This window comes from Paraburkholderia sp. WS6 (genome assembly GCF_030464835.1).
Classification (GTDB): domain Bacteria; phylum Pseudomonadota; class Gammaproteobacteria; order Burkholderiales; family Burkholderiaceae; genus Paraburkholderia; species Paraburkholderia madseniana.
In genome coordinates this window covers 37,531-50,346 of record NZ_JALQCK010000017.1, presented here as the reverse complement: position 1 = coordinate 50,346, position 12,816 = coordinate 37,531, and the positions used below count along the sequence as shown (strand labels likewise).

At 60.9% G+C, this 12,816-nt stretch carries 12 protein-coding genes; 5 read left to right on the top strand and 7 right to left on the bottom strand.

All coding sequences use genetic code 11. The annotated features are described in order from the left end of the window. Positions 1-81: 81 nt before the first annotated feature. Entirely contained in the window at positions 82-1,560 is a 1,479-nt protein-coding gene (locus M0D64_RS20870) for an MFS transporter (RefSeq protein ID WP_266259043.1), read from the bottom strand. After that, positions 1,550-1,813, bottom strand: a complete 264-nt coding sequence (locus M0D64_RS20865; RefSeq protein WP_171926228.1) for a hypothetical protein — start codon at positions 1,811-1,813, stop codon at positions 1,550-1,552. Before M0D64_RS20865 ends, M0D64_RS20870 begins: the two co-directional genes overlap by 11 nt. Here M0D64_RS20865 and M0D64_RS20860 point away from each other — a divergent pair. The 3 genes from M0D64_RS20860 to M0D64_RS20850 all read left to right on the top strand — a co-directional run bounded on the left by M0D64_RS20860 (position 1,812) and on the right by M0D64_RS20850 (position 4,704). Further along, entirely contained in the window at positions 1,812-3,008 is a 1,197-nt protein-coding gene (locus M0D64_RS20860; protein WP_266259042.1) for an amidohydrolase family protein, read from the top strand. The two genes, M0D64_RS20865 and M0D64_RS20860, sit on opposite strands and share 2 nt — an antisense overlap. Positions 3,009-3,148: 140 nt before the next feature. After that, a complete protein-coding gene (locus M0D64_RS20855; RefSeq protein WP_266259041.1) occupies positions 3,149-3,943 on the top strand; it encodes an enoyl-CoA hydratase/isomerase family protein in 795 nt (264 codons plus the stop codon). Positions 3,944-3,999: 56 nt separating this feature from the next. Beyond that, complete coding sequence (locus M0D64_RS20850) at positions 4,000-4,704, top strand: SDR family NAD(P)-dependent oxidoreductase (RefSeq protein ID WP_266259040.1); 705 nt, start codon at positions 4,000-4,002, stop codon at positions 4,702-4,704. Between the two features lie 132 nt (positions 4,705-4,836). Here M0D64_RS20850 and M0D64_RS20845 read toward each other — a convergent pair whose 3' ends face one another. From M0D64_RS20845 to M0D64_RS20825, 5 genes are all read right to left on the bottom strand, one after another. Next, positions 4,837-5,988 (bottom strand): NADH:flavin oxidoreductase, encoded by a 1,152-nt coding sequence (locus M0D64_RS20845; protein WP_266259039.1) that lies wholly within the window; start codon positions 5,986-5,988, stop codon positions 4,837-4,839. A gap of 124 nt (positions 5,989-6,112) precedes the next feature. Further along, positions 6,113-6,820: a TetR/AcrR family transcriptional regulator gene (locus M0D64_RS20840; protein WP_154558394.1), complete on the bottom strand. Its 708-nt coding sequence runs from the start codon at positions 6,818-6,820 to the stop codon at positions 6,113-6,115. A 96-nt stretch (positions 6,821-6,916) separates the two neighbouring features. Continuing rightward, complete coding sequence (locus tag M0D64_RS20835) at positions 6,917-8,281, bottom strand: hypothetical protein (RefSeq protein ID WP_266259038.1); 1,365 nt, start codon at positions 8,279-8,281, stop codon at positions 6,917-6,919. 43 nt (positions 8,282-8,324) lie between these two features. Next, entirely contained in the window at positions 8,325-9,179 is an 855-nt protein-coding gene (locus M0D64_RS20830; protein ID WP_266259037.1) for an oxidoreductase, read from the bottom strand. A 34-nt stretch (positions 9,180-9,213) separates the two neighbouring features. Further along, complete coding sequence (locus M0D64_RS20825; protein ID WP_266259036.1) at positions 9,214-10,680, bottom strand: acyl-CoA reductase; 1,467 nt, start codon at positions 10,678-10,680, stop codon at positions 9,214-9,216. 333 nt (positions 10,681-11,013) lie between these two features. Between M0D64_RS20825 and M0D64_RS20820 the strand changes: the two genes are divergently transcribed. Both M0D64_RS20820 and M0D64_RS20815 read left to right on the top strand, forming a co-directional pair. Continuing rightward, on the top strand, positions 11,014-11,958 hold the full coding sequence (locus M0D64_RS20820; protein ID WP_266259035.1) for a phytanoyl-CoA dioxygenase family protein: 945 nt from the start codon (positions 11,014-11,016) through the stop codon (positions 11,956-11,958). 34 nt (positions 11,959-11,992) lie between these two features. Next, positions 11,993-12,811, top strand: a complete 819-nt coding sequence (locus tag M0D64_RS20815) for an SDR family NAD(P)-dependent oxidoreductase (protein WP_266259034.1) — start codon at positions 11,993-11,995, stop codon at positions 12,809-12,811. Positions 12,812-12,816 lie beyond the last annotated feature (5 nt).

The following is a 12,816-nucleotide window of genomic DNA, read 5'->3' as shown; positions in this document are numbered from 1 at the left end:
CCCGGCAAGGCGCCTCACGCTTCTTCACGGCGCTCTCACGGGCCCCAAACAGCGGCGCCCGTGAGAGGGTGCCGCTCTGATTCATTGCATGCGTGCAGGGCCGCTCAGGCCGGCGCCTTCGATAACATTGGGACGGTGTTCCGGGCCGCGACGCTTCGGCAACGCATACGCGATAAAGAGCCCTAGCAGCGCACTGCCGGCGACATATCCAAACACCACCACATAGCTTTGCGCCGCCGGAAACGAGGCGCCGCCGTTGCTCACGGAGGCGCCCTGCAATAGCGTGAAAACCGCTTGCGCGCCAACCGCGAAGAAGCACGAGAAAAACACGTAGAGCAGGCCGGTCGCTTCGCCTGTCTGTTGCGCGGGTGTCGCTTCGATAATCAGGTTGTAGACAGCGGTCTGCGCAAAGGCGAGCCCGAACGAACAGAGCATCGCGCCTGGAACGAACAGCACCACACTGCGATGAAGCGGGATCAGGCACGCCCAGGCAACCACCAGCATGCTCATGCCGATCAGCGCCGCCGGCCGCGCGGCATGGCGTGCGGCAACGCGACCGCTCCACGGACTGGCGAGCATCGCGGTGACGTTAAAGGTGAACATGAGGAGGCCCGCGCCGGTCGCTGTCAGTCCGAACCCGGCGCGTGTCCACGCCGGCTGTTGCAAAAAGAGCGAGAACACCTGTCCGAGTTGCATGGCGCCGACCGCGATGCACATCATGCAGGCGTTCGCGAGGATCACCTGGCGTTTGGCCAGTAAGCGGATGTTGATAAGCGGATCCGCCACGCTGCGCTGATGCCGCGCCCAGAACCACAGTATCACTGCGCCGCCGATCAGCAAGCCGGCGGTTCGCGGATCCCGCAGTCCCCATGTGTGGATTTGCTGCACCGCAAAGAGAATCGCACACAACGCCGGCGCGAAGGCGAGGCCACGCACGAAATCGATTTGCGTGCCGGGCCTGGCGCTCGATTTCGGCACGCACAAACGTACCGCCGCGATTGTCATCACGCACAGCACGACTTTCAGCCAGAACCCGCCTTGCCATGAGTAGCGATCTATCACGATACCGGCGCAAATGTAGATCAATCCGGCCGAGACCATGCCGGCCGCGGTGACAAGTCCGACTGCTGAAGGTATATCGCGGGCCGGCAGATTTTCGCGGACGAGCCCCATGGAAAGCGGTGTGATGCCCGACGCGATCGACTGCATCACGCAGCCGGCGATCAGCACGGCGAGGTTTGGCGCGCATGCCGACACGATGCCTCCCACGGTAGCGATCGCGAGTACCATGAGCAGGACACGCCGGTAGCCGAGCAGATCCCCCAGCCGTCCACAGATTGCCGCGAAGACCGCCGCGCCGAGCCAGTACGCGGTCACCGTCCAGCCAACCGAGGCTGATCCGGGGAAAACCCTGTAGAGCGTCACGAGCATCGTGTAAATCACGGTGATGCCGGCTGACGCCGAGACCGCCGATATCAGTAGCGCAAGCAGGAACCAGCGTCGAGGACCCTCGACGAGCGGTTGACGCGAAGACGATTGCGGCAGTGCATCAGCGTGCATTGGATGTCTCCTTTTTAGGTCGGCTTTTGTTCATTTTCTCATAGTTGAACACCGTGCGCATAGTTACATAAAATATTTCGCGTATGTCCTGCGCATTGTGATGGTCGCTTTCGCCGATATCAATCCGGTATCGGTCTTTCTGGTTTCGATATGGGGGTTTGAACGTCGACTGCGTGTGCCGATACTCTGGTATCAGCAGGCCAACAGGCGCGGCATTGATTGCTCGCTTCATATCGACAGGAGACTTTTTCATGCAGACCTACCAAGGAAAGATCTACGACGCCGACACGCATTTCTACGAAGTGGAGGATGCGTTCAGCCGGTACCTGCCCGAGAAGTTCAAGAAAGAATGGGGCTTTACCAGCCGGGTTACCGCAGAAGGAAACCGCTGCATGTACGTCGGCGATCGCAAGGTGGAGATCAGCGAAGGCTACACGTCGGCAGAAGGGCTCGTGCCGCCGCCGGGGAAACTGCACGAATGGCTGCGAGCCATGAAGGACGGCCAGAGCAACGTCGAAATGCGGGTGCCGCCGACTCCGGACATGTTCAACCGTGACGCGCGTCTGAAGAAAATGGATGAGTTCGGCGTCGAGGCGTGCACGATGTATGTCGGCGAAATGGTGGCGTGCATTTCCTATCTGAACGAACCCGTTGCGGCAAACGCTGTACTGCACGCATACAACCGCTGGATGCTCGACGACTGGACCTTCAACTACAAGGATCGTATTTACAGCACGCCGATCGTGACGCTCGACGATCTCGACTCTGCCGTCGCCGAAGCAAAATGGCTGGTGGCGAATGGCGTGCGTGTGATTCTGATGCCGATGGGTCCGTTCAATGGACGCGCGCCTGGCGACCCGTATTTCGATCCGTACTGGTCGATTCTGAGCGAGGCGGGTGTGTGCGTGACTTTCCACGTTTCAGAAGCCATCTACATGAAGGACCACATGGCCGTATGGGGCGAACCGGTACAGCAGTCGCGCCAGCGCCAGACCGCCTTTGTGTGGATGCATGGTTACGGCGAGCGTCCCGTGATCGAAACGCTGTCGTCCTTCATCTTCTACAATTTCTTCGAGCGTTTTCCGAACGTCAAACTGTGCAGCGCGGAAAACGGCGCGGAGTGGGTACCATCCATGCTGGTCAAGATGGACAAGTGCCGGGGTATGTCGAAAAATGGCTACTGGCCCTGTGGTCAGTTGAAGAGCCGGCCGAGCCAGATTTTCAAGGAAAATGTCTTCGTGGTAGCGTATCCGGAAGACGACCTCGCGCAGATCGTCGAGCAGACCGGTTCGGCGGACTTCCTGTTGATGGGCTCCGACTATCCGCACGCAGAAGGCGTTCCTGAACCCATCGATTTCGCAAGCGAAGCGTGCGGGCCGTTGTCCGAGGAGGACACCCGAAAAATCATGTATGACAACGGGCGCCGATTCCTGCCCGCTCGGGCCTAGGCGCTCGATATTGTGTCGCCACACGGGAGACATCGGGCTGCAAGCCTCACGAGCTTTTTTGACTGATCAAATGACTACGCAAGCGTGAGTGAGGAGCTGCAACGCCCCCGCACATTTGCGTCACTGTGGACAGGCTAGCCATGAATTTACTGGACTATCAGGCGTTGTTGCTGGAGCGTGACGGCGGCATCCTCACCGTTACCCTCAACCGGCCCGATGCGTTGAACGCGTTCGACGAACAGATGGACGTCGAGTTTTCGCGGCTCTTCGTCGACGTTGCGGAAGATCCCGAAACCCGGGTTGTCGTGCTCACGGGGGCCGGCCGTGCATTTAGCGCCGGCGGCGATATCGAGCACATGCAACAGGTGATCGACGATCCGTCGCAGTTTCTTGCCGGTATGCAGCGCGCAAAGAAAATCATCTTTTCGATGCTCGATTGTCCGAAACCCGTCATTGCCAAGATCAACGGTCACGCGGTGGGACTCGGGGCGACCATCGCGCTTTTTTGCGATCTGAGTTACGCGGCAAACCATGCGAAGATCGGCGATCCGCATGTGAAGGTGGGTTTCGTCGCGGGTGACGGCGGGGCGGTGATCTGGCCGCAACTCATCGGCTATGCGAAGGCCAAGGAATATCTGCTGACCGGCGATCTGCTGGGTGCAGAAGAGGCGGCCCGTCTCGGCCTGATCAACTATGCCGTTCCAGCCGACGAACTCGATGCGGTCGTAGCCACGATGGCGAAGCGTCTGGCATCGGGTGCTTCGCTGGCCATTCAGTGGACCAAGACCTCGATCAACATTGGTTTGAAGCAACTGGCGCACTCGATACTCGATGCGTCTATCGCCTATGAAGCACTGTCCAATCAGACCGAGGATCATCAGGAAGCGGTGAATGCATTTCGCGAGAAGCGCGATCCGGTTTTCAAGGGCCGCTAGGCAGCCTGCGCCTGGTTGGGACGGGGCCATTCCGTTACGAAACAGAGGTGTTTTACATGCAACGAGTCGTCGCGATTACAGGTGGATTCGGCACACTCGGACGGGCGGTTGGCGATGCGTTTGCCGCCGACGGGTGGAAGGTCGCGTTGCTGGATCGGGCATCGGCGCCTGACGCGTCGGCCCAGGAGGGGCAGGAAGGGCGGGACACCCAATGGCGGCTGGGTGGCGTCGATCTGACCGATCTCGGCCGCGCACGGACGGCGATGTCGTCGGTCGTCGAGCGGTTCGGATCGCTGAATGCATTGATCAACGTGGCCGGTGGCTTTCGCTGGGAAACGCTGGCTGATAGTGATCTGGATGCTTGGGATCTGATGTACCAGATGAACGTTCGCACGGCGGCGACGGCATCGAGGGCGGCGCTTGATCTGATTGGCGCCGAACCGCAGGGCGGCCGCATCGTCAATATCAGTGCAGGGGCGGCGCTGCGCGCGGGCACGGGGATGGGTGCCTATGCGGCATCAAAAGCGGGCGTGCTACGTCTTACCGAAGCGCTCGCCGACGAACTGAAGGATCGCGGCATTACAGTGAACGCGATTTTGCCAGGCACCATCGATACGCCGCAGAATCGCAAGGACATGCCTGATGCGGATTTTTCGCGCTGGGTGCAGCCTGCTGACATTGCGGCGGTTATTCTCTTCCTCGCGTCCCAGGCTGCCTCGGCCGTGACCGGTGCGGCCATTCCGGTCACTGGCCGTTCATAGAGCCGTGCACGGGGCGCCGTCTTCCGTAGGGTGATGTGCTGGTGGACGCTGCTTTACGCGGCGAGGGTCTGAAGCGGTCGGCGGGCCCTCGCGATCCCCTTGACGTCCAGGATCTCACGAGGGCCTCGCCACTCAGGTCAAACGCGTCAGGGAATCCGTGCTGAATCCGAGGAACGGCTCGCCCAGACGGGCGCGTCGAGCCCAGTGCGCGTCATGCAGCAGCGAGCGTCCCACTCCGATCAGATCGAACTCGTTGCGCAGGAACCGATCGAGCAACGGCGTGAGGTCGGGCTGGGCAACGGTTTCCGTCCCGGCCATCGAGTCATAGAAACCTTTGTTGATCCCGATGCCGCCCACGGTCATCGAGAGCTTGCCTGTCACCTTTTTCACCCAGCCAGCGAGATTCATCTCCGAGCCGTCGAACTCCGCGCGATTGAAATACCGCGTGCTTGCCTCGAAAATATCGACGCCCGCCTCGGCGAGCGGCCCGAGCGTCTGTTCGAGTTCGGCAGGTGTGGTCGCAAGACGTGCCTTGAAATCCTGCTGTTTCCACTGCGAAAAGCGGAAACTGATGGGCATGGCTTCGCCGATCTCCGCGCGGATTTCGCGGACCACTTCCGCGGCAAAACGGCTCCTGGCAGTCCGATCTTTGCCCCAGGCGTCGGCGCGTTGATTGGTCTCACTCCAGAGAAAGGAATCGATCAGGTAGCCGTGGCCGCCGTGAATGGCAATTCCGTCGAACCCCGCGGCCTTCGCGTATGACGCGCTGCGGCGATAGGCAGCGATGACATCTGCGATTTCTTCATCGCTCATCGCGCGGGTAGGGGCACTCACGCGCGCCAGATAGCCGGCATCGAGCGAGGTCAGGCGACCGGCCGGACCCCACAGTCCGGAAGGGCGCATCGGCGCTGCAGCAGGAACGGGACCGGTATTGGCTTCCTTCATCGGACCCATGTGCCACAACTGCGGAAAAATCACACCGCCACTCGTGTGTACCGCATCCGTCACACACCGCCACGCTGCGACCGACTCCGCTCCGGCCAGTGTCGGGATTGAGTTTTCTCCGAGACCGGCTTCGCCGAGCGCCGATGGATGATCGATGCCGACACCTTCAGTAATGATGAGCCCCGTCTCGCCTTCGGCGCGCCGCTGATAATACGAGGCGACATCAGGCCCGGGCATGCCGTCGGGAGAGAAGCCGCGCGTCATCGGCGACATGACGATACGGTTTGCCAGCGTAACTCCGCGGACCGAAAGTGGCGTAAAGAGTGGCGCTGTGATCATACCTGTCTCCGTGCGTATAGTTGACTTGCGTACGGATAATGATACGCTAGATTCCTGCCGCAAAAAAGCGTGCCGGCCCAGTTTCAGGTCGTGGGCCAGATGGATGCACAGACGAGGGCGGGACCTAAGTTCGCGAGTTGTGCTGGTGGTCGGGCAACTGATACCGCCACGCGGAGAGCAGCAACTGCTGAATGTGTGCGGCACGCTGCTCGCGTTGCGCGGGCGTGGTTGGAATGCCCATCAGGACTTCCACGCTGCCGGCTACGAGCGTCAGCAGGTCGCGGGCGGCCTGTGGCGCGTCGGAGACGTTTATTGTCCCGCCTTGAGCGGCCGAGGCGATGAAGGCCGCTACCGGTTCCAGCATCGCATTCACGTATTGCAGAAATCCTTTCGCTACATCCGGAAAGCGATGCGATTCTCCGACACTGACGCGGGTGATTTCTATCGTGTCCGTGGTCGCCATATGGTCCGTCAGTGTGCGCACCAGGACCAGCAATGTCTTCGCGAAGTCGCGGCGCGGCTTCAGCAGTTCTTCGATCCTGCCACGCAGATCCGACATGCCGTGCCAGATAGCAGCGCGAAACAGGTCTTCCTTGGTGCCGTACTGCCGGTAAACGGTGGTCTTGCTGATTCCCGCACGCTCGGCGATTTCTTCGACTCTGGCCCCGCCGAACCCTTCTGCCCGGAAAGTCTGCGTGGCTGCGTTCAGGAGCCTTTCGCGCAATTCGGCGGCGGCGTCCTGCGTGGGGCGCCCCGCGGAGCGCGGTGCGGCTGTCGCAGTGCCGTCAACGGTAGCGGAGCGCGAAGCTCGAAGTGCCGAGGGCTTGACCATGGGCAGAGGGACACGAGGGAAAAGAAGAAAGTGTACTCACGTCCCTGCCGGTCCGCCAGTGGGGCCGACCTTGGGCAGGCCGGCGCGCCAGCTACGTCACACGTCGATCATGCCGCGGACATAAGATTCCATCGTGCCCGCGCAGGACAGTTTGTCCTCGCCTTCCTCGAGATCCGCGTAACGGCCGACCTGCCTGACGAGCGGCCCCTTGAAACCGTCCGTGGCGCCTTCGGGAGAGAAGTCGACTGTCACCTTGTCGCCAGTGATGAATCCGCCCCAGTACCCTTCGGCGAGCAGATCGAAGAACGCAAATCGGCCTTCGACCACTCCCTTGCCATCGGCGGGATTCAGCAGTTTTTCGCCTGACTTGTCGAGTACGAACGGGACGATCCACGGACAGATCGCATAGCCTTGTGCCACCTCGGACCACGGGCCGGTGCCGATCATTTCGGACATGCCATAGCTGTTCTGGACGTTCTCCGGTTGAATGCCATAGAAGTCGATGATCTGCTTGCGGAAATCGGCCGGCGCCTGAGTACCCTTCAAGCCGCCGCCTGTGGTGATAACCGTTTCCGGATGACAGATGCCATCCGCCACGCCGCGCCGGCGCGCGTAGTCGACCAGCGTCCAGTGCAGCGACCAGTTGCCTTGCACGAGCACAGGCCCATCGCGGCGAGCGAGTAGTTTGTCGAGAAAACGGTCAATCATTGCGCCGGTGTGTCGCTGACGCGCGGCCGCCTGCTCCTGGAAAGCCGCTATCTCGCTCGGCTTTGCGCTGCCGTCCGCGAGCGCGCGGCGCATGCGGCCCATCGCGATCGTCGCGGAGGCGAGCGCCGGATCATCGAACATCAGCGTGTTTTCGCTGCCGAGCTGCGTGGCGGCGCTCAGGACCGGCCCGATATGACGATGCGCGCCGCTCGGCGGCATCATCAGAAACACCGCACGTTTGCCGAAATCCCGCGCGATCAGCTTGTTTCCATACACGCCGAGTTTTACGCACGACGCTGTTACGTGGTCCAGGTCGGCGCGCGTCTGATTGATGAAACTGCATTTACCGGAGGTGCCGCTCGAGCTGAACACATGGTGTCCTGCGTTATGCAGGCGATCCATCCATGCATCGACGTTGTCGACTCCGTCGACATTGACGTCAGTCACCGGTCTGCTCGTCAGCGTTTGCAGCCAGGTATTCAGATGCTTCCAGCGACCGCTTTCCACGAACTGTTCGGGATAGCTCTTGTAAATCTGATGCGCGAAAAGCAGCGGCACCATGTCGGCTTCGCTGCGGATTTCATCGACGCCCGTGTCGGCGGCGCGACGGCCTAGCAGGCTGATCTGTTCACGGCGCTGGGCGAAACGTTCCTGCATTGCCGTCAGTTGAAGCGCGCGCAAATTGTCGGCATGGTGGCGAAACGGGTCCCCGTCCTGTTCAAGCAGGCCGTAAAAGAGGTTGAGCGTCGACATGGTATCTCCGGCGTGACGTAACGTTGCGCCACGCGCCAGTGCGTTATTGATCGAAATCCGTGGCGCTCGAGACTTCGAGCCACGCGTCGAGGTTGTCCTGCAAGGACGCAAGTTTGTCGCGTACCACGCTCACGGCATCGGGCCCGAGCGGCAACCGCAACGGTGGCGGTTCGGCGCGAACCGCCTGAATAATCGCCGCCGCAGCCTTGGTCGGATCGCCGGACTGCGTACCGTGATAGTGGGACATCTGTTCGCGTATCCGGCCCACCGATTCCGCGTACGCAGGTTCGACGGCTTCGCTCCAGCGCAGCGAGTCGCCCGCAAAATTGGTGCGAAATCCGCCGGGTTCGACGAGCGTGACGTGCACGCCGAACGGTTTGAGTTCTCGCGCAAGCGACTCCGACAGGCCTTCGACCGCATGCTTGGAAGCGCAATAGAAGCTGCATCCCGCGATGCCGATCAACCCCGCGACTGAAGACAGGTTGACGATATGTCCGGAGCCTCGCTGACGGAAGTGCGGCAGCACGGCCCGGATGGTGTTCACGGTGCCGAAGAAATTCGTCTCGAAGACCTGCCTCGCCTCGGCGTCGGAGACCTCTTCCAGTGCGCCGAACAGACCGTATCCGGCGTTGTTGACGAGCACGTCGATGGTGCCTGCGTGAGAAAGCGCCTCTGCGATTGCGTGAGGCACGGCAGTTGAATCGGTGACGTCGAGCACGACGCCATGTGCGAATCCGTCAGGCGACATCTGTTCGAACGCCGCGATCTGAGATGCGTTGCGTACGGTACCGACCACCCGGTCGCCACGAGCCAGGACGGCTTCGGCGAGGGCGCGGCCGAAACCGGACGACACACCCGTGATGAGCCAGATAGCGGAGGGCGTCGGTATAGCGGTCATCAAAAATCTCTCCCGAATGAAAGCAAAGCGGATTTCACACGGGCCGGCCGGCTTCGGCTACGTCGCCCGCTTCTTCAGATATCCACTTCATGAAACGGTGGATGGGAAACATGCCGTCATGCGGATAGCCGCCGACGCCGTCCGAAATCGATTCGCCGAGCGTCACGATGCGCTGCACGCCGGCACATGCAAGGGCATCGCGTACTTCGACGACGCGATGCGGCGGATAAATGCCCACGGTCTGCGTCGCCACGGTGGCAAAGCGGGTGGCATCACGCAGGCTTTGCACCGGTACGACATTCACGGTTTTGCAGATGGGATGGAAGTCCACCCGCTCGTCAGACCTGATGACGAGGCCCTTGCCGTCGTATCCCCCGAACACGCGATAAAGGGGTTCCATCTCGCGCAATACGTCGACTGCCTCGCGGATGTCGGCCGGTACGAGAGGACCCTGACCGTCGCCATAGCGAAAGTCTTCGCCAAGCGCGGCTGCCAGATGTTCGCAATAGCGGTCGGCGTCCTCCTCATTGCCTTCTATGAACTGGTAGCGGCTCGCGTTGCACGCATCCTGATTGAACGATTGCACGTCGGCTGCACCGGCACGTGCCACCTGCTTCAGCAATTCGTCAGAGGCAAACGCTTCCCGGCCGATCAGCGAGATCGATACCTTGGGGTCGAATGCGACCAGTTCGAGACCGGGGCCGGCGTAACGCATCGCGTGGCGCACGGCGCTTTCGCCGCCCCACACGACAAGCTTGTCGAAGTACTGCGGGCGATACAGGATCGACTCGACGTTTTCGTCGCCACCGCGCCAGTAAGCTGCCGAAAACGACTGTGTCAACGGATGTGCCGGGTCGATCTCGGCCATCGTGCGCAGAATGGCGGTCGCGGTGAACAAATCGTTGGACGGCAGTTTCAGCAGATGCACGCCTTTGGTCAGTGCCGCGCGCATCACCGTCATCGCCGCCACCATCGGCGAATTACCGGCAAGTATGTGAACCAGTCTGGGCGGAAATGCGCGCAGACGGCTTGGGCGGCCACGCAATGTGCGCGGCACCCAGCCGTCAATGAAGCCGGCTTCGCCGAGGCTGAGGCGCACTTCATCTTCGATCACGCTGCGGGAAAACAGGTTCGGGATATCGCGGTAGCAATTCTCCAGAATTCGACGCCCGAGTGGGCTCACTTCGATCATCGATTCGAGTGCCTGTTGCATCAGCTGGTTCACGTCCAGATGCAGCCGCGGACCGAGCTCGACGAGGAAATCGGTGACTTGTGCAATCGGCAGATCGAATGCCGGACCCGCCTGCGCACGGGGCCAGACGAGATCGTCGAGATCTATCGCTGGCGTGCAGAATCCTTTGCCAAGATCGCGCGATACGTGCGTGACTGTATTGCCCACTACCGTTCGCCCGCGATAGACGTGCGGCACAGGCAAGGCCGCGGTGGCGTCACATTGCGGCGATGGCCCGGTTTCCCGGGTTGCTGATTCGACGTGATCCATGGGGTACTCCTGCGCGATTGAATGCAAATATATGCACGACATTCAGAAAGTGCAACGAATATTGTCGTGTGGTTTTCCCCAAGTTGTTAGCGGCCGACAACACGCGCAACGATGCAACATCCTCGGCAGGAGATGAGGTTGGAAGATCTGATGAGACCCTTCGTCACGAACCAGGTCCGGCATTTGCTCGTACTGATAATGCTACTGATAGTTGCATTAAATTGGGCTCAAGACTAGACTCGAATTCCGGGCGTCACGGGTGGGATATCGACCGCACGAATGAGCCGCGACGAACAATAAGGAGACGAAATGACCCCAGTACTGGAAGCTGGTGTGCTGCCGGCCATGCAGGAACTGCACGTATCGAACGATATTCTCGACAACCGCGTGGCACTTGAGGCGGCCTGGGATCGCGATGGCTACTGGTTCTTCCGGGGTGTGCTGGATACGGAGGCGGTCGAGCGCTTGCGTAGCAAATTTCTCGACGAGATCGCGCAGCTCGGCGTGATTTCCCCTGGCGATCCGATCGCTCGCTACAGCGGCAAGAGTCTCAGCGAATTCCCGTTTCGGATGGAACCGCTCGCGGCACGCAAGATATGGAAGCCATTCGTTGCCGAGCCGGCCATCCATCGCTTCTTTACCAGACTGCTTGCCGACGAGCCGTTCTGGATTCCGACTGTGGAATACCGCGCGACGCCGCCGGCACAGGATCGCTCCCGTCCCCGCTTCGATTACGTTCATCAGGACGGCTTCTACAACGCGGGCATACCGTTCCTCATCTGCTGGATCCCGCTCGCGGAAATTGATGCGGATGTCGGTGGGCTGGTACTTGCCGAAGGGCTGCATAAAGGGCCCTATTTGCATGATCTCTCGCAGCCGCCGCTGTTTCCGATCCCCGATGGCGCAGTACCCGCGCACGCGTGGCGTCGCACGACTTATCGCCCGGGCGATGTGGTCATCATGCATTTGAACACTCCGCATACGGGTGTGGCGAACTACTCGGATCGCTTCCGGCTCTCCATGGACATCCGGGTGATGGCGGCGTCCGGTAACACGCCGATCGTCGGCAATATCACCTCGATCACGCAGCGCGAGGTGGCAGTGCAGGGCGAAGATGGCCGCAGTGGAACGTTTACGTTCGATGAAAGTACGTATAGCCGCGGTCTCGATGGCGGCAAGGTACCGCTCGATGAAATCCCCATGCGCTTTCAACCCGGTGACGAGGTTATTCTGGCGTCTCATGAAGGTCGCGTAACAGTCTTGCGTCCTCCTCATTGATTGTTCATCGGTTTACTTCATATTGGGTAACGAGATGCCTTATCCAAAAACATTCCATCAGCGTCTTGCGGGTAAGGTCGCGATCGTGACGGGTGCCGGTTCGCAAGGTCACGGCGTCGGCACGGGCAAGGCGATTGCCTGCGTTTTCGCGCGTGAAGGTGCGTCGGTGTGCCTCGTCGACCAGCACGAGGCGCGAGCCGCCGAGACGCTTGCGATGATTCATGAGGCGGACGGCAATGCGTTTGTCTGTGCTGCCGATGTCACCGACAGTGATGCCTGCGCGCGTATCGTGGCCGCCACGGTCGAACGTTACGGCGCGCTCCACGTGCTGGTGAACAACGTCGGCGTGGCAGGTGCGGGCGGCCGCTTCGATAATCTCGACGAGGCTTCGTGGGATCGCATCATCGACGTGAATCTGAAGAGTGCGTTTCTGATGAGCCGCAGCGCGGCACCGCGACTGATCGCGGATGGAGGCGGCTCGGTGGTCAATGTCAGTTCGACCGCGGGGATCCGGAGTCATGGGTCGGCCGCCTATGGGTCGTCAAAGGCCGGCATGATTGCTTTGACGCGAGAATTGGCGGTCGCGTATGGACGCGACGGCATGCGCGCCAATGCGATTGCGCCGGGTCATATCCTCACGCCGATGGTCGAATCCATGCTGGACGACGAGAGCAGGGAGCGGCGCCGGAAGATCGCGCCGCTCGGCATCGAAGGAGACGCATGGGACGTCGCATCGGCCGCGTTGTTCCTCGCCAGCGACGAAGCGCGCTTCATTACCGGCGCGTGTCTTCCGGTCGATGGCGGCGTGACGGAGATCGCGGCGCTTTGCGCTTATGAATTGATGCAGCTGTAAAGAGT